Below are 19,913 nucleotides of genomic sequence, written 5' to 3' on the forward strand. Positions count from 1 at the left end.
CCGTTTAACCTAGAGTCGGATGTCCTGCTGAGGGTGACGTTGATCAAGGTGTCTGAACAAGAGCATGTTGCGCTATTTAACATGCATCACATCGCGTCAGATGGCTGGTCAATGGGGATCGTCGTTAAAGAGTTCTCAGCACTATATAGTGCGTATTCATCAGGGCAAGATAACCCACTGAGCGCGCTCAGTATTCAGTATGCCGATTACGCTGCTTGGCAGCGTAATTGGCTGCAAGGCGAAGTCTTAGCGTCTCATTTAGCATATTGGAAACAGCAACTGGCAAACTTGCCAACCTTACATAGTTTGCCATTAGACAAACCTCGCCCAGCTTTACAAACATTTGAAGGTGGCTCGGTTAATCGATTTATTTCCGCGCCATTGAGCAACAAGATCCAGGATTTTTGTCAAAAGCAGAATGTCACTCTATTCATGTTTTTACACAGCGCGTATTCACTGCTGTTAAGCCAGTTTAGTGGTGAGTCTGATATTGTGATTGGCACCCCTGTCGCTGGTCGAGATCACCAGAATACAGAAGGTCTCATCGGCTTCTTTGTCAATACACTGGTGTTGCGCAGCAATGTGGGGGTCGAACAATCGTTTGCCGATTACTTACAAGGTAATAAGCAAACCATCATCGACGCCTATGCAAATCAACAGCTGCCATTTGAGACACTGGTTGAACATTTAAGCCCAGCACGCAGCATTGCCCACGCACCGCTCGTACAGGTCAGTATTAACCTGCGCAAGAAGGAGTCAACGGGACTGAATTTGGCGGGGTTAACACTGAGTAAAATCGAACAAAGTCAGGAGACCACCCCCTACGAGTTGACGCTAAACATTGATGAAACAGATACCGGGCTGTCTCTCGGCTGGAAATACAATAGCAATCTATTCGATGCCGACAGTGTCACGGAAATGGCGATAAGCTTTGAGCAGCTATTGGAGCAAGCCATTGACAACGCACAGGAGAACGTAAAGGCCATTCGCTTACTGACGTCACAACAGCAAGCGCATTTGAATACATTTACCGAGGGCGAGCAAAGTCAGGCTGATAATACATCGTTTATTGCACATACTGCACATCATGCAGCACAGAACCCACACGCAATCGCAGCCACTTGCCAAGACCAGACGCTCACTTATCAGCAGCTAGATCTTGCCAGTAGCGTACTGGCAAAGGAGTTGATGTTACACAACGTCAAGGCTGGAGATGCAGTGGGTATCTGTATGGCGCGCTCTGTGGATATGTTGACCAGCATCGTGGCGATTCACAAACTTGGCGCTGCGTTCGTACCGCTGGATCCCGAACTCCCCATCTCTCGCTTGGAATTTATGGCCAAAGATGCGCAAACGCAATGCATAGTGACTGATGAATTCACGCGCACAATCGCCGAGCAAGTGTCTGGTGAGCGACTTATCATTGTGGATGATATCTCGCAACACTCGAGTGAAAGCAGTGCGCTGCCAGCAGGAGAGGTTAACCCATCCGACTGCGCCTATATCATTTATACCTCGGGTTCTACGGGTCAGCCTAAAGGGGTTGAAATCACCCATGGCGGCCTTTCTAACTACCTAAGTCATACAGTAGATACTTATTTACCCGCCCATATCAGCGGGACCGTTATGAGTACCACCTTGGCGTTTGATGCGACCATCACGTCTCTGTTGGCGCCTTTGTATTGCGGTAAATCAGTGGAAATTCTGCCCAGCGATGAACAATTACTCGATAACCTCGCGCAGCGGATCTCCGCTACAGACGCCTCCTTGATGTTCAAGTTAACCCCTGCACATATGGACGCCTTACAGCATCAGCCAAGTATGCAAAAAAATGATACGGCCAAGCATGTGCTGGTTATTGGCGGGGAGCAGCTACTGACCTCGACCATTGTCGAATGGCGTGACAACTGGTTACCTAACAGTACTTATGTCAATGAGTATGGACCAACCGAAACCGTCGTAGGATGTAGCATCCATACCATTACGCCAGAATGCCCGTTAGAGCAACAGCAGGAAGCCGCCGTTTCCATCGGCAAACCTATTCGCAACACGTCACTCTATGTCATGAATTCTGAGCACCAACCATTGCCAATTGGGGCGATTGGTGAACTGTACATTGGTGGCGCAGGTGTGGCTCTGGGGTATCGTAATCGTGATGAGTTAACCGCTGCCCAGTTTATTGAGTATACCGATGGCGGGGCTTCACAACGCTTATATCGCACGGGCGATTTAGTCCGTTGGACACACCAAGGGACACTACAGTTTATCGGCCGTAATGATGAACAAATCAAGCTCCGTGGATATCGTATCGAAATTGGGGAGATTGAAAATACCCTCAACGCTGCAGAGTTCGTGAAAGAAGGCGCGGTGAATCTTTGTCATTTAGACACTGGCGCGCACCTCGTTTCATATATCGTCGCGGCGCAAAGTGATGCGCTGAGCGATGAGCAAAAAGCCTCATACACCGAGCGCCTGAAACAATATTTACAGGCTCACTTACCTGCTTACATGGTGCCAGAGATATATATCTATTTAGATACTTTACCACTCACCAATAATGGCAAAGTGGATCGCAAAGCACTGCCATTGCCAAGCTCAGCGCTGAGCAGTCACGAGTATGTCGCACCATCTTCTGACTTGGAGCAGCAGCTATGTGAATTGTGGCGGGATGTACTGAAACTCGACCGTGTTGGCGTCACTGACAACTTCTTTGCACTAGGTGGCCATTCACTGATGGGGACTAGACTGATCAGTCTTATCCGCAATCAATTAGGTGTGGAAGCATCTGTTCGCGCACTCTTTGAGTACCCAACAATTGCCGAGTTTGCGGCTAATATTGGCGCACTAAGTACTGAACAGGTACTGCCAGACATTGTGCCTGTACAAGGCAATGAGCCGCTACCGCTCTCTTATGCGCAGCAACGTCTGTGGTTTATCGACCAAATGAATTCTGGGAGTGCACAGTACAATATGCCAGGGGCATTCCAACTGGATGGTCAGTTAGATATTAATGCGTTTGAACAAGCGGTCATGGAGGTCATCAATCGCCACGACGTGCTACGCACGAGCTTTACCTCCATCGACGGTGATGCACAGCAGTTCATTCAACAAAACGTCTCTCTGCCGCTAACTTATGTAGACTTGTGTGAGCTCACTGAAGCTGACCAACAAGCTGAGATAGCCAAGCGCATTAAGCAAGACGCAGGCTTAACGTTTGATTTGCGCAAAGATACGTTAATTAGACTGCAGTTAATTAAGCTCAATGACACACGGCATGTGGTTATGTTCAATATGCATCACATCGCCTCTGATGGCTGGTCTTCAGGCGTCTTAATCAATGAGTTTTCAGAGCTCTACAGTGCATTTACGCAAGGTAAGCCCTCGCCACTTGCGGATCTGAAAATACAGTATGCTGATTATGCTGTTTGGCAAAGAGAGTGGTTGCAAGGTGAGGTGCTTGAACAACACCTCGGTTATTGGAAAGACACGCTGGCCGGCTTGCCTGAAGTGCATAATTTACCATTGGATAAGCAGCGCCCCACGGCACAAAAATTTGTTGGTAAATCTTTTGCCCAGCACCTAAGTAACCCGCTTCGCACCAAGCTGAATAAGTACTGTCAGAGTGAAGACGTTACCCTGTTTATGTTACTTGAAAGTGCATTTGCAGCGTTAATATCAAGGTATAGCGGCGAGTCAGACATCGTCATCGGGACCGCGATATCAGGCCGAGTTCACAAGGACCTTGAACCACTAATTGGTTTCTTTATCAATGATTTAGTACTTAGAACGCAAGTAGATGACAAACAGTCATTCAAAGCGCTGTTAGCACAAAATAAGCAGACCATTTTGGACGCCTATGCGCACCAGTATGTGCCTTTTGAGATGCTAGTTGAAGCCCTGAGCCCAGAACGACACCTTCGACACAACCCCATTGTTCAGATCAAGCTGGATTTACAAAACAATGAGCAAGTCAACTTATCCTTGCCCAATGTCGAACTATCCCCAGTACAAATGGAAAATAACATTTCCCGTTACGACTTGTACTTAAGTGTCACAGAAACAGACAACGGGCTGGAATTAGATTGGCGTTATAGTACAGAGCTATTCTTTGACGAAACCATTGCCAATATTGCACAGAGCTTTGCAATCCTACTAGACAGAGTGGTTGATGCGTCAGAGTGTGCCTTGGGTGAACTGAACATTCTTGATGAACAACAGCAAAACACGCTGCTAACTGACTGGAACGACTCTGATAGAGACTACCCTGTTGGCCAGTGTTTACATCAAATTTTTGAGCGACAAGCGCAACTGACCCCAGATAACATTGCCGTGAAGTATGGTGCTGAGTCCATCACCTACAAGGAGTTGAACGAGCAAAGTAACCAGCTAGCACACCATTTAATTAGCATTGGTGTAAAACCTGATAGCTTAGTGGGCCTGTGTGTTGAACGCTCCATTGAGATGTTCATTGGTATTTTCGGGATCCTCAAATCTGGCGGAGCGTATGTCCCGTTAGACCCAAGCTACCCGCAAGATCGTTTGACATATATGTTAGAAGACTCTGATGTAGATGTGGTTGTAACGGATAGCGAACTCATGTCGTTGTTGGAGTTAGATGACAGATCCATTGTCTTGTTAGATGAAGGCATGCGCGACATGATGTTGGGTAAATACAGTACCCAAGACCCTGATCCAGATGCGCTCGGTATCACCCCCAACAACTTGATATACGTGATATATACGTCCGGCTCCACAGGGAAACCTAAAGGGGTACTCGTCGAGCACCACTCTGTGGTCAACTTCCTATATTACAGTGCAGAGGCCTTCCTCCCTGACCATGTTGAAGGCGCACTTGTGAGCGCGCCATTGGCCTTTGATGGCACGGTATGTACCCTATATACCGCATTTTTTGAAGGTAAATATACCGAGCTGCTCACCGCAAGTGACACTGATATTGATCAACTGGCTAAATATGTATTCGATGCCAATAAGCCATTACTGATGAAATTAACCCCGGCACACTTAGAAGCCCTGCTCGCCCAAAAGGAAGAGGATGATCAAGGCGATGTGTGCACCGCACAACACACCTTCGTCATTGCAGGTGAACTGCTCACAGAGAAAAACTTAGCGAATTGGCGAGATAAATTGTTGCCAAACAGCCAGTTCTTTAATGAGTATGGTCCGACAGAAGCGAGTGTGGGTACCACGGTTTACCCCGCAAATACGGGCTATGAAGTACCTAGCCCATCTGCTGGCGTACCGATTGGTAAACCGCTAGGAAATGCCAAGTTATATGTACTCAATGAATGCCGACAACTGCAACCTGTGGGCGTTATCGGGGAGTTATACATCGGTGGGGCAGGCATCGCGCGAGGGTATTACAAACAGCCTCAGATGACCGATGATAAATTTATTCCAGATCATTTCACTCAAGCCGCTGATAAGCGCCTCTATAAAACCGGCGATTTGGTCCGCTGGCTGCCTGATGGCAACATTGAATTTGTTGGCCGTGTTGATAACCAAGTAAAACTGCGCGGATTCAGAATTGAACTCAGCGAAATAGAGAAGCACTTGTCTGCCATCCCGGGTATTCAAGAAAGTGTGGTTGTTTGCCGAGATGACGAAGGGTTTGATAAACGCTTGGTTGCCTATCTGATCAGCTCAGAAGAGCTTGAGCAAGATGACGAAGATGTATTGGCAGAGCAAAAACTGGCATTGGTAAACCGTTATATCGACACCTTGAAAGCACATTTACCAAGTTACATGGTGCCTAATATTTTCGTCTTTATGGAAAAGTTCCCGCTGAGTCCAAATGGCAAAGTTAACCGCAAGGGGTTACCGATGCCGAAAGAGGGTGACTTACAAAAAACCGACTATGTTGCACCACGCAATGACACTGAACAGCAGCTATGTGAGATATGGCAAACAGTATTACAAGTAGACCAACTCAGTATCTATGACGACTTCTTTACACTGGGCGGGCACTCGCTATTAGCCACCCGATTAATCAGTCAGATCCGAAAAGACATTGGCGTTGATGTATCCGTGCAATTGCTGTTTGAACAGCCCACAATTGCAGGCTTTGCAGAGTCCATGATGGCGTTTGGCGATGCTGAAAAGCTCCCTCCTATCAATAAGCTGGATAGAAGCAAACCGTTACCTCTCTCGTTCTCGCAGCAACGAATCTGGTTTGTCGAGCAGCTAGAGTCAGAGTTTGGACAATACAATATGGCCAGTGCGTATCATATGCGTGGGCAGCTGGATCTCAATGCATTCACCGAAGCTGTTCGTCGCACTGTCGCACGCCATGAGATACTCAGGACCACGTTCGATACCGTGGATGGTGACGCGGTGCAAATAGCACACGCAGAGTTTGAGCCCCCCGTATTTACGCTTGATCTGTCTCACTTGGATGCGCAAGCACAACAGCAAGCGGCAGAGGAGGCACAGCGAGAAGACAGCGTGCGTCCTTTCGATCTAACACAAGAACTGCCATTTAGGGTCACCTTGCTGTTGTTGGGTGAGCAAGAGTATATCTTGCAATTCAATATGCACCACATCGTCTCTGATGGTTGGTCTACTGGGATCTGGACAGCTGAATTTGCTCACAACTATCATGCGGTACTGGCTGGTGAGCCGCTCAGTATCGATGAAAACGAAATTCAGTACGCCGACTTCGCGCAATGGCAGCGAGACTATTTACAAGGTGATGTACTGTCTGAGCACTTAGAGTACTGGGCACAGCAGTTAACGGATGCACCTGCGGTTCATCAGTTGCCAATGGACTTCCAGCGACCGGAAAAACCAACCTATCAAGGGAAAGTGCTGGCGCAGCGTTTAGACACCGCGCTGTCAGAGAAACTAGCAGGCTTTGCCAAAGAGCAGGGGGTGACCATGTTCACTCTGATGCATGCGTTATTCAGTGCGTACATGGCCCGTAAGAGTCATCAGACAGACGTTGTTGTCGGCACCCCAGTTGCGAACCGTTTACAACCGGAGACAGAGCGTTTAATCGGCTGCTTCGTAAATACCGTGGTACTGAGAACCACTTGTACACCGAGTGATACGTTCGTTGACTATTTGCAAGGTGTTAAAGCAACCAACAATGAAGCACAAACGCATCAAGCATTGCCATTTGAGCAACTGGTAGAGCAATTGCAAATTCCTCGGAACACACAGCATTCGCCGCTTTTCCAAGTGATGCTCTCTATGAACACCAATGAGCAAACACAGCTGGCATTGTCGGAGCTATCACTGACCCCGATACTCAGTGAGGAAATGCCTGCGAAATTCGATCTAACGCTGGATGTCCGTGACAATCGAGATGGCCAAGGCAACACGTCAGGGGTAGATCTCACGTGGATATATGATAAGGCACTGTTTAAAGAGGAGACAATTCAGACCTTTAATACTGATTTCGTGGCAATGCTGGAACACGTGCTGAGTGCACCGACAGCCAAACTGGCTGAACTCGCTATCAACTCAGAAAGTCAAGTTAATGCGACTTTACTTGAAAACGTAGCTCGCGGTATCGACAACCCAGAAACGCTGACATTAGCGCATGATTTGGTTCGTCTCCAAGCGAGTAAAACGCCTGATGCCATTGCCGTTCAATGCAGCAAAGAATCATTAACTTACAAGGAGTTAGATGAGGAATCTACGCAGCTTGCCAATTATTTATTAGCACAAAATGTAGACAACGAAGAGTTGGTGGGTCTCGCGCTAGATCGCTCATGTCGTATGATAGTCGCTGTACTTGCCGTAGCCAAAGCCGGCAAGGCATATATACCGCTGGATCCTAACTATCCTCAGGCTATGCTAGATCACATTGTGGCAGACAGCCGTCTTTCATTATTGCTCACTCAGTCTTCTCTAAGGACGCTTGTAGATGAAGAACAACTGCATAGAGTATTCATTGATGAAATCAGCGAGGCGCTTTCGAAACACTCAAAAGAGCAACTCACGCGTGAGACGTCGTCTCACAATGAACTGTCGCATGTCATTTATACCTCAGGTTCAACGGGAAAACCTAAAGGCGTAATGATTGAGCGCGGTAACGTCGCTGCCCTAGTTGCATGGAGTTTGAACGCCTTCAGCGCAGAGCAAACACAAGTGGTCTTAGCATCGACGTCTCTGTGCTTCGATCTATCGGTCTTTGAAATGTATGCCCCACTGTGTCGCGGCGGTAAAGTACAGCTGGTCGACAACATTTTGGCCTTCTCAAGCTTAACCAATGCTGCGGAAGTGACGCTCATCAATACCGTTCCGTCGGCTATTCGCGCATTGTTAGACACCCAAGCACAGCTTGGCGGTGTGCATACAGTCAACTCAGCCGGAGAGCTGTTGCATCAACACATCGTTGATGCTCTGTATGACTGTGGTGTACACGTTGTCAACGACCTTTATGGGCCGAGTGAAGACACAACCTACTCAACTTGGTGTACGCGTCAAAAAGAGGGGAAAAACACAATCGGTCAAGCGATTGAAGGCTCTTATGCTTGGGTACTCGATGAATTTATGCAGCCAGTTCCTGCCGGTACCGTAGGTGAATTGTACCTGTCTGGTGCGGGGGTATCTCGTGGTTACCTAAACAACCCAGAGTTGACTGCCCAACGATATCTAAACCTAGAAATTGCAGGCACACCTGTCGGTCGAGCATATCGAACGGGCGATTTCGTTCAGTATGATCAAGACAATAACTTGCAATATATCGGCCGTATCGATGAGCAGGTGAAAATTCGTGGCTTCCGCATTGAGCTGACCGTCATAGAGCAGGCACTGCGACAGCACCATCATGTCAATGTCGTCTGTGTACGCACCAATCCTCAAAATGACTCTCAACTGGTTGCCTATATTCAACCAAAAGAGGGGAATGAGGCACTTAATCAGGCGGAATTATTGACTGAACTACGCGCTCAGATCGCCCAGTCTCTACCTGGGTATATGGCACCGAGCCATTACGTTTTCTTGGAGGCAATGCCGCTAAACAGCAACGGGAAAATAGATAAGTCCAGCTTGCCTGCACCAAGTATTGAGACCCATGTCGACGTTCAGGAGTTACCTGAAACGGAGATTGAGTGTCAACTCGCAGCGATTTGGGCTGACTTGTTACAGCAGGACGCTACAAAATTAAGCATCCACAGTAACTTTTTCGAAATAGGTGGTCACTCATTAATGATGGTGCGCCTACTCTCGAAAATCAAAGAACACTTCTCGATCGAGTTGGGGCTTCAGGATATCTACACCGAGCCAACCATCGCGAATATGGCTATTGCGATAGCCCTGATCACAGGTCAGGTTTCTGAAGACCACGCTAACAACCCTGCAAAGGAGGAAATCGAATGGTAGCCGCTACGTTATCAAAACTAACAGAGGCTAAAACCGTCATTCGCCAGCTTATGCTGGCGGGTGTCGAGTTGAAGTATCAAGATGGCCGCTTAACAACCACCTCTGAAAAAGATGCGGTGACACCTGAAATTGCCCGTTTAATCACTGGGAACAAGCAACTTCTCGTCGATTTTCTTGTAGAAAACCCAGTTAAGACAAGCCATTTTCAAAAAATAGAGGCCGTGTCACGAGTCAAACAAAGCAGTTTTGAGCTTTCTTTTGCGCAGCAACGCCTCTGGTTTATAGAGCAAATGCAAGGCGCCAGTGCCCAATATAATATTCCGCTTTTCTTATCTGTTGAAGGTCAGCTCGATCTCCGCATTGCAGAGCAGGCGCTACAACACATAGTCTCTCGGCATGAGCCTTTGCGGACGCGTTTTATCAACACCGAGCAAGGTGCACGGCAAGTCATCGAGCAGGATGTTCAATTTAAATTGCACACTCTCGACTTGCGTGATTTAGAGGCGGCGGAGCAACAACAAAAACTGCAAGCGCTTTGCTATGAGGAAAGTAATAAAACCTTTAATTTAAGCCAAGATTTAATGATCCGTGCGCGTTATATTAAACTCGGCGACCAGCAAGGAACGCTACTTGTCAGTATGCACCACATCGCCTCTGACGGCTGGTCAATGCAAGTGCTATACAAAGAGTTTACCGCACTCTATCGCGATTTAAGTGCAGGAAAAACACCTTCAATGCCTCAATTAGCGGTTCATTATGTGGATTACGCTAGCTGGCAAAAGCAATGGCTTGAAGGTCCGAATTTTTCGCAACAGCTAAAGTGGTGGGAGACGCAGTTGGATGGTGCGCCCTTGGTCAATAGCCTCCCCTTAGATAAACCCCGACCTGAACACAAGCAATATCTTGGGGGCTGTGTAAATGGTGTATTAGACTCTGCTACCGCACAGCGTTTGCAGGCGTTAACCAAAACCTACAAATTAACGCCGTTTATGCTTATCCATGCGGCCTTGAGCTTGGTATTAACCGCAAATAACAATAGCGAACCCGTACTGATCGGCACACCTTTGGCCAACAGAAACCGTGTCGAGTTGGAACAGATGATCGGCTTTTTTGTCAACACGGTCGTCTTGAAGACTGACATTGCAAAGCTTGATAGCCAATTAACCATCGAACAGTTCTTTGAGTATATTCGTACTTTGCATATGCAAGTACAGGCTAATCAGGATGTGCCATTTGAAATGCTGGTCAATGCGCTACAAGTACCACGCAGTAAAGCTCATACCCCGTTATTTCAGGTGATGCTTACCACCAATAGTGATTACGGTATTGAGCAAAGCGCGTCGTCTATTAATGACGTCCATTTTGATCTCCTTGATACCACGCACTTGGAAGCCGCACGCTTCGACTTAGAGGTCAAAGTCAGTATTAGCGAGCACGGCGTCAGTACCCACTGGATATACGACCGCGCGCTATTTGAACAACAAACAATCGAGCGATTTGACTCTCAGCTCAGTGTATTGTTGTCGCATTTATCCAACCTGAGCCTAGCAGATAAAACACAACGAGTTTCAACGCTTCCGCTCCTCAGTGAACATGCACGTCATGAATTATTGGAGCAACTTAATGATACGGATGCGCCAACCAAGCATCATCAAACATTCCCAGAGTTTTTTGAAGCGCAAGTGGCGCAGTCACCGAACAGCACCGCACTACAACTTGGTCAACAAGAAGTAAGCTATGCGCAGCTAAACAGCCAAGTAAATAGGCTGGCAAACTTACTCCGTCAAAGGCATCATGTTCAAGCGGACGAGCTTATTTCTGTTTGCTTGCCACGCAGTATTGAACTGATCTCTTCGGTGTTGGCAATACTCAAAGCAGGCGGCGCCTATGTGCCATTTGACGCAAAGCACCCCGCTGCGTTTATTGCCAATCAAATTAACAAGGTAAAGCCCAAATTAGTCATCACAACGTCAGCACAGGTAACGTTGCTACAAAATGAGATGACAGACGCTTTCTATCAACCAGAGTGGCTAATTCTTGATGCGCAGCAATGTCAAGATGCACTATCACGGAGTGAAGCGCACAATCCTCCGCGCATCATGGACTCCAGTAACCTCGCTTATGTCTTAACAACATCAGGCTCTACGGGTGAACCTAAGCTGATTGGGATGCCCCATCGACCATTGGTAAATTTGATTATGGCGATGGGTATAGATTGCCCGTCACTGGCACAGCCCAACTCTATTTTGCAGTTTTCATCCATTGGCTTTGACATGAGTTTTGCTGATATCGGCATTGCTTTGCTGTATGGCGGAAAACTGACATTACTCCTTGAGCACGAAATATTTGATGCTTCGAAATTAAGTGATAAGATAATCGCGTCGGACTGCTCTGTACTCAACTTGCCTTATGCTATGTTACAGACGCTGGCAAATTATAGTAACGAAAAAGGTATCACTTATCCTGAAATTCGTGTTATTTTATCAACCGCTGAAAGATTAGTCGTCACAAACGACATAAAAATGTTTTTTAAACGCCATAATAGAGCATGTTTAGTTAATCAATATGGACCCACAGAAACCCATGTGTGTACGTCTTATACAATGGGCAAGGATCCTAGTCAGTGGCAAACCTTACCACCCATTGGTCATCCGATCGCAAATGGTAAGTGCTATGTGCTGGATGAGGAATTAAACTTGGTACCTAAAGGTGCTGCAGGTGAGCTGTATGTGGGTGGCGTTGGTCTAGCACAGGGCTACTTGGGTAATAAAGAACTTACCCTCACGCGCTTTATTGACGCGCCAGAACATATACATAACAGCGAAAAGTTATATCGCACCGGAGATATCGTGCGTTGGCGTAATGATAATGAGCTCGAGTATTTAGACCGTGCCGATAATCAAATAAAAATAAGAGGGTTCAGAGTTGAGCTGGGGGCCATTGATCAAGAGTTACAAAACGTCTCTTTTGTTCAAGATGCGTGTACGGCATATATGCCACAGAAACAGCGGTTAATCTCGTTTGTAACGATAGCCAATGCAGAGTTACTTGACTCAGAGTCAACCAATGAGCTGGTATATAAAATTAGAGCACACTTAGGCGATAAGCTACCGTACTACATGGTACCAAGTGCAATAAAGGTAATGGACAGACTGCCGCTAAACACCAACGGTAAAGTGGACAGAAAAGCGCTATTGTCAGTGCCTGTAGACCAGTTTAATGAAGACTTTGTTGCCCCCAAAGAAGGGCTACAGTTAGAACTTGCAAAAATTTGGGGCAGCTTATTAGGACTGGAACCTGCTCGTATCAATATTAATGCGCCATTTTTTGATATTGGTGGGCACTCGCTGTTGGTCATGCGGTTAATTTACATGATTGAAGAGAAGTGGGGAGTCGAACTTGAAGTAGGTAACCTGTTCGATAACGCAACAATCAAAAAACAAAGCGTGTTGCTAGAAGAAGAGTTGCTCATACGTGAAAGGCTTTCACAACAGAGCATAGATTCAGATGAGGAAGAGTCATGGGAGATTTAAATAACATACAGCAGTTAAATGCGCATGGATTCTGCCACCTCCCTGAGGTTTTCTCGCATGCTCAAGTAGATGAGTTTAAAACTCAAATACAAAAGTATATTGATGAAAACCATGAGGGCATCGTTCATGAAGCTGATAGCAGTGCAGTAAGAGGGATCCATGGCCCTCATCTATACAGTGAGTTTTTTCAGGCGATTACCAATAAAAAAGAATTCCTGGAGCTCGCTTCATCACTGCTTGGAGAGCCTTGCTATGTGCATCAATTTAAGATTAATATAAAACGTCGCATGGTCGGTCAGCACTGGCCATGGCATGAAGACTTCGTATACTGGAATAAAAAAGATGGTATAAAAGAGCCTAATATGCTCAACATCGTTATATTTTTAGATAAGGTCGAACTGCTAAATGGACCACTGTGTGTTATTCCTAGCTCTCACCATATTGATGATTTAACCGATGTGGAAGCACAGGACAGCGCTTGGCAACAGGATGTATCTGCCAGCTTAACTTACCAATTAAGCGAGAAAAGGGTAGAAGCATTAATTAAACAATACGGTGTGCATTATTTAATGGGGAACGCAGGTGATGTGACCGCATTTCATCCCAAGCTCGCGCATAGCTCGGCGAACAATATGTCGCCCTGGGATAGGCAAATGGTCATCATCACTTACAATGCAATATCTAATACCCCTTCATTAGATAAGCCAGATAAACGTCCTGCATTTCTATGCTCTGAGGACTTTACACCTTTGGTTGCAGAAAGCTAAAACGCGCAAGGCTTAATTGCACAACAAAATTGCACAACAAACTAAATGTACAATTAAGCCTTGCAATTTATGACGACTTTTTCAAAAAAGCATCACGCTTGGCTTATTTATTATAAAAATAACAAAAATACACAACATGATGGTATTTCGATTATATGAAGCTGTACAGGGAAACCCAAATGGATAATATTGAGAGTCAATCAGTTAAGTCTTTAGTACTGACATTAGTGAAAAAAGGCGTGTCGCTAAGCGTCGCTGATGGAAAACTGAAGCTGACAGGGCCAGTATCCACATTGTCGAGTGCGTTGAAAGCACAGATAAAGGACAACAAACAAGCCATTATTGATTATGTACAAACGGTTCACCTCCAGCAGACTAAACCGAAGATTACCCGCATTGATAATACGCAACCTGCACCACTTTCATATGTTCAACAACAGTTATACTTCATTGATCAGTACCAAGAACAAAGCGCCCAATACAATATGCCGGCGGCATTTAAACTAGAGGGCCCATTAGATATTGCGCTCGCTGAACAAGCAATAAAACACATTCTTTTACGCCACCAAGTGCTGCGTACTGTCTATCAAAAAGGCGCACCTGCAGGTCAATTTGATGTCATACAACAGGTCCAAGCAGAGCCTGAGTTTGTTTTAAAAGACATTAATTTAAGACATCTTCCTGAATCTGAACAGCAACAGCAATTGCATGCCTTGTTAGAGCAGGATATTCAAACCCCTTTTTGTTTACACACCGACTTACTACTTAGAGCTAGCCATATCAGCATACGTGACCACGGCCAGCCCTGTGCAGTACTGCTTTTTAACATGCACCACATTGCGGGTGACGGGTGGTCAATGGAGCTCTTACTAAAAGAGTTTGTGATCCATTACCAATCTTTGGCAACACAAGGTTGTATCTCTGCCGCAAGCTTACCCACACTCCCGATTCAATACCGAGATTATGCCCACTGGCAAAGGCAATATTTATCAGGAGAGGTGTTACAACAAAAACTCAATTATTGGCAAACACAGTTGGCAGGTATTGAGCCTGAACACAGCATCCCCTTGGATGTAGAAAGATCGGCCAGCCAGTCAACGCAGTCCCACGCAAAACGGATCACCACCAAATTATCAGGGGATACCGCGAGTCGCTTACAAGCACTGGCAAAATCATTCGATCTCACCCCATTTATGTTACTTTATGGTGCCGTTTGCGCTGCGATTGCACGTTTCAGCAATACCGAAGACGTGGTCATTGGCTCACCCGTCGCGAACCGCACAGAGTCAGAGCTAGAGAACCTGATAGGTTGCTTCATCAATAGTATCGTACTGAGAGTAAACACCGCCTCAAGCTCAATATCTGAGTACCTTTCTCAAGTTAGAACCGTACATTTAGATGCTTTAAAACATCAAGATCTCCCTTTTTCGCTCCTCGTAGAATCACTCGAGTTGGAGAGAAATCCTGAGATCCACCCAGTCTTTCAGATTATGTTTAGCACCAACACAGACTTTGGGGTGAAAAACGAACATGTTAAAAAAGACAATGATGAATTAGTCCCGGGTGTTAAGCTCAGCCCTATCGCGCCCCCAGTCAATATTGCTAAGTTTGATTTGGATATTGCTGCCAGTGTCAGCGGCTCAGAAATCACCTTTTCGTGGCTGTATAATAGCGCTATTTTTAGCCCTCAAAAAATTCAACGCATCGCTCAGCACACGCAGTTATGGCTAACTAGATTGGCCGATTTAGATGAAGCTCAGTGTGCCACTTACTCTACTGACGCCCTCAATGCGCTCTCAGAAGAAGAGGAGAACAAGCTACTCACAACCTTGCAACCATCCCGCGATATCCCGGTGCCTCCGTCATCACTGCTGCATGAATGCGTAACAATCCAAGCACAAAAAACACCGGATGACACAGCCTTAGTTAACATCAATAGCGCTGGCGAAGAAAACAGTTTGTCCTATGAACAGTTAACCAATTACAGCAATAGTTTAGCCAGGTATTTGATTGCGCATGGTGTAAAGCCGGATATGAGAGTCGCCCTATTCAGTAACAATAGTCTTGAATTAATAGTTTCCATTCTGGCTATCTTAAAAGCGGGTGGCGCATATTTGGCCATTGATCCATCCACACCAGAAGACCGCTTAGAGTACATACTGGCGGATGCGGATGTCTCCATTGTGCTTACACAAACAGCACTACAGCACCTGCTTCCCAGTGCCGTTTCCATGACGTTAAACGTTGATAGCACATTGATTTCAAAAGTGCTTGAAACGTATTCGACAGAGCCGGTTAGCACCGCAGAAAACACGCTCAACCCGCACAATTTGGCCTATACCATCTATACGTCTGGCTCGACTGGCAAACCCAAGGGCGTACTGGTTGAACATCATGCCATCAGTACACACATCGCTCAAATCAGTCATGCATACCAAATTCAACCACGCCAGCGTATTTTAAGCTTTCCTTCCATTAGTTTCGATGTATCCATTGAACTGATGTTTTCCAGTTTATGCTCCGGCGCGACCTTATATCTAAAAGACAATGCAATTTGGACCGCAAATCAGTTTTACGAATACTTACTAAGTCATCAAATTCACTCCGTCGATGTGGCACCGGCTTATTTGGCAGAGTTATTAATTGAGTCAGAAGCCAGCTTACAATTTTGGCAAAATACCCAACTGAGATTGCTCTTAGTCGGCGGTGAGGCTTTCCCGCAAAACCTGCGAGATAAGTGGTTTCAAATCGCAGATAAAACGGGAATTGATGGTCGCTGTCGATTACTCAATGCATACGGGCCGACTGAGTGTCTGATCACCTCAACACTCCATGAAATAACGCGCTCCGACGGCATTATTCCGATTGGCCAAGGCGTTGGTTCGAGACGACTCTATGTCCTTGATGAGCATCATCGTTTATTGCCTGAAGGTGCCGTAGGCGAGCTCTATGTCTCAGGGCCACTCAATGCCAGAGGGTATTTAAATCGACCAGACCTCACGGAACAGCGCTTTTTAGCCGATCCCTTTACGCAAGATGACCAAGATACTATGTATCAAACAGGTGACTTAGTACGCTGGCTTCCTCAAGGAGAATTAGAGTATCTAGGACGTGTCGACGAACAAGTTAAAATAAGAGGCTTTCGGATTGAGCTCGGAGAAATTGCCAACACCCTCATGCAAATTTCCCAAGTAGACTCGGCTGAGGTATTAGCCATAGAGACTAAGTCAGGGCAAAAGCAGCTTGTCGCCTTCGTGAAGCAGTCTCACCCAGGATCCTTATCCGAGGCTCAGATGCGTGACACGTTACAGCACGCTCTAAGCCAAACTCTGCCGCATTATATGGTGCCTTCAGCCTATTCATTTATCGAGGAATGGCCCACAACGACCAGTGGAAAAGTAGACAAGAAACAATTGCGCCACACCTTCAAATTAACCGCCACAACAATGTTTGAAGACGAAGGGCCTTATGTCGCTCCAACTACGCCTTTAGAGCAACAACTGGTAGAAATTTGGTCTGAAGTGCTCACGCAGCCAGCAGAACAGATCAGTATTCACGCGAACTTTTTCGCACTTGGGGGGCACTCCTTACTCACCATGCGCTTGATCAGCCAGATCCACCAAGCTTGTCACTTGGAATTAAATGTGAAAGAGGTTTTCAATCACCCGACGATTGCAGAGCAGGCAAAGCTACTGGCATTAAAAACGCCCTCAGACGACACAAAAATACCGGCGCTGCCGCGCAACGTGCATGGAGATGTTTTATCTTTTTCCCAACACCGTTTATGGTTTATTAATCAACTTCGGGGCCAGACCAGCGAATATAACATGCCAAGTGCATTTATACTTAAGGGACAGATAGAGCCTGCATTATTGGAGCGCGCTTTAAACCTCGTCATCCAACGTCATGAGGTCTTACGTACGGTTTATCGACAAAGCGAAGGCGTTGCCAAACAACATGTCATGACAGAGTATGGATTCCAATTAACACAAATCGACCTGTCATCATTAGATGAGGCTCACCAGCAACAACGTTTATTGGCGCTGGCTCAACAAGACGCAAACACCCCCTTTGATTTGAGTGCTGGGCCAATTATTCGGGCGAGCTTTGTCGCTCTGCATAAAGCCCAACACCAGAGCATTACATCAGGTGCACTCTTACTTAATATGCACCATATCGCCTCAGACGGATGGTCTATGTCGATTCTCCTCAGAGAGTTGACCCAATATTATATCGCGCTATTAGATAACAGTGCACAGCCAGAGACGGTGCTCCCCCCGTTGCCAATTCAATATGCGGACTATGCCATTTGGCAACGTGCCCACTTTGATGAAACCGTACTGCAAGAGCAACTAAGCTATTGGCAAACTCAGCTGAGTGATTTACCAGAAATGCACTCCTTACCGCTCAAGGCCGAGCGCCCAGAGGTAAAACAGAGCCAAGCTGATATTGTCAGTTGTGACCTGAGTCAGTCACTGTGTAAGAACCTGAGTCAGCTAGCCCATCATCATGGCATGACTCCTTTTATGCTCTTACATAGCGCATTGGCACAAGTACTCTCGATGCACAGTGGCAGTGATGACATCGTGATTGGTACTGTCACTGCGGGCCGACAACCCGCTGTAGAGCAATTGATTGGCTTTTTTATTAATACGCTGGTACTGCGCGTGAATACAGGCGCGCACAATACCGGGCATTTAAGGGACTACTTAAGTCATGTGAAAGATGTTCACACACAAGCCCAAGCGAATCAAGATGTGCCCTTTGAGCAACTCGTTGAAAAACTGCAACCACAAAGGGATGCAGCTTACACCCCACTGTTTCAAATTGTACTGACCACTGATGCGGATTTCTTAACTACACAAAACGCCAGCTACTCTAGCCATCCAAGCGTACAAATCGAGCCAATGACAACCAATGACATTCGCTTGAAGTTCGACATAGAACTTAATATGAGCATGAACACCGCTGGCGGAAAAGTGACTTGGCTCTACGACTGCCACTTATTTGATAAATCGTATATAGAAAAAATAAACGCGCATTTATGCCACTATCTCAGTGCTTTGGCTGAACTCGTTGATGGCGAACATGTCATCGACAAACCGCTCAATGAACTCACCATGCTCAGTCAGGCTGAACAACACCATGCCCTCTCTGTACTTAATGGTCCAATCCGAGATTATCCGCTCACTGGGATTGACCAACTCGTCAGCCAACAAGCACAAAGCCGACCCGATGCCATCGCCGTGCGATGTGCTGATGAAACGCTAACTTACGCACAACTTGAACTGCGTGCCACCCAACTTGCCACACATTTGGTTCAGCACCATCAAGTCTTGCCACAGACACTCATCGGGATCCACCTAGGCCGCAGCTGCCATATGGTTATCGCCATGCTCGGGATTCTTAAAGCCGGCTGCGCCTACGTGCCCTTAGACCCTGACTACCCCTTTGAGCGCCTCGCCTATATGGTCGAAGACACCGCGCTCAGCTGTATTGTGAGTGACGCGGTTCATCAAAGTACCGCTGAGGATTTAGACAAACCGCTTATCCGTCTCGACGCACTCGATATGACATTCGCTGATATCCCACCACTCAACATTGGCTCTCGCCCAGATCACTTGGCCTACGTGATTTATACGTCAGGCTCAACGGGACGGCCCAAAGGGGTCATGATTGAACACCGCAGCCTAGTAAACACCATTGTGGATAACGCGGAGCGCTTCGGGGTCACATCTGACAGCGGCTTTTACCAAAGCACAGCATTTGGTTTTGATGCCGCGACGTGGGTAACTTGGCTCACCTTAAGCCGCGGGGCCACGCTGGTGCTGTCGACGACCTTGGATTATCAAAGCGAGTTAACCAGCAAATACGGTCGTCAAGTCACGCATTTGATGATGACCCCCTCAGCATTGCAGCTTGTCTCACCCGATGCCGTCGCACATATCAAGCATGTCATCGTAGGGGGAGAAGCCTGCGACACCCAATTGGTGGACAGGTGGGCACCAACAGCGAGCTTTTATAACGCATACGGCCCCACTGAGACGGCAATTTGTGCCACCATTCGCCAGCTTAGTTCTGGGGAAAAACCCGTGTTAGGCCGCGCCAATGCCAATACCCAGCTGCTCGTACTCAACAAACAAGGTCAGTTACTTCCTACCGGTGCCATTGGTGAGCTTTATATTGCCGGTGATGGCCTCGCACGAGGGTACTTGAATAAGCCAGAATTAACCGCACAAGCTTTTGTAAAACACCCTTATCGTCA

The 19,913-nt window shown here is 46.7% G+C and carries 4 protein-coding genes (1 of these 4 running past the window's edge); all 4 read left to right on the forward strand.

The features are described from left to right. A protein-coding gene (locus tag A7985_RS23375; protein WP_065792832.1) for a non-ribosomal peptide synthetase crosses the window boundary here: on the forward strand, nucleotides 1-9,348 show its 3' portion. It extends 576 nt beyond the left edge of the window; 9,348 of the gene's 9,924 nt are visible here — the last part of the coding sequence; the start codon falls outside the window, past its left edge; it ends in the stop codon at nucleotides 9,346-9,348. Further along, entirely contained in the window at nucleotides 9,342-12,881 is a 3,540-nt protein-coding gene (locus A7985_RS23380; protein WP_065792833.1) for a non-ribosomal peptide synthetase, read from the forward strand. Before A7985_RS23375 ends, A7985_RS23380 begins: the two co-directional genes overlap by 7 nt. After that, nucleotides 12,869-13,648 (forward strand): phytanoyl-CoA dioxygenase family protein, encoded by a 780-nt coding sequence (locus A7985_RS23385; protein WP_065792834.1) that lies wholly within the window; start codon nucleotides 12,869-12,871, stop codon nucleotides 13,646-13,648. Before A7985_RS23380 ends, A7985_RS23385 begins: the two co-directional genes overlap by 13 nt. A gap of 179 nt (nucleotides 13,649-13,827) precedes the next feature. Continuing rightward, a partial coding sequence (locus A7985_RS23390) for a non-ribosomal peptide synthetase (protein ID WP_065792835.1) occupies nucleotides 13,828-19,913 on the forward strand: 6,086 nt, incomplete at its 3' end.

Source organism: Pseudoalteromonas luteoviolacea, assembly GCF_001696455.1.
Taxonomy (GTDB): domain Bacteria; phylum Pseudomonadota; class Gammaproteobacteria; order Enterobacterales; family Alteromonadaceae; genus Pseudoalteromonas; species Pseudoalteromonas luteoviolacea_C.

What these genes read in the sequence shown, in the direction of transcription:
- A7985_RS23380 (WP_065792833.1), top strand. Translation starts at nt 9,342, where the DNA reads ATGGTAGCCGCTACGTTATCAAAACTAACAGAGGCTAAAACCGTCATT.
- A7985_RS23385 (WP_065792834.1), top strand. Translation starts at nt 12,869, where the DNA reads ATGGGAGATTTAAATAACATACAGCAGTTAAATGCGCATGGATTCTGC.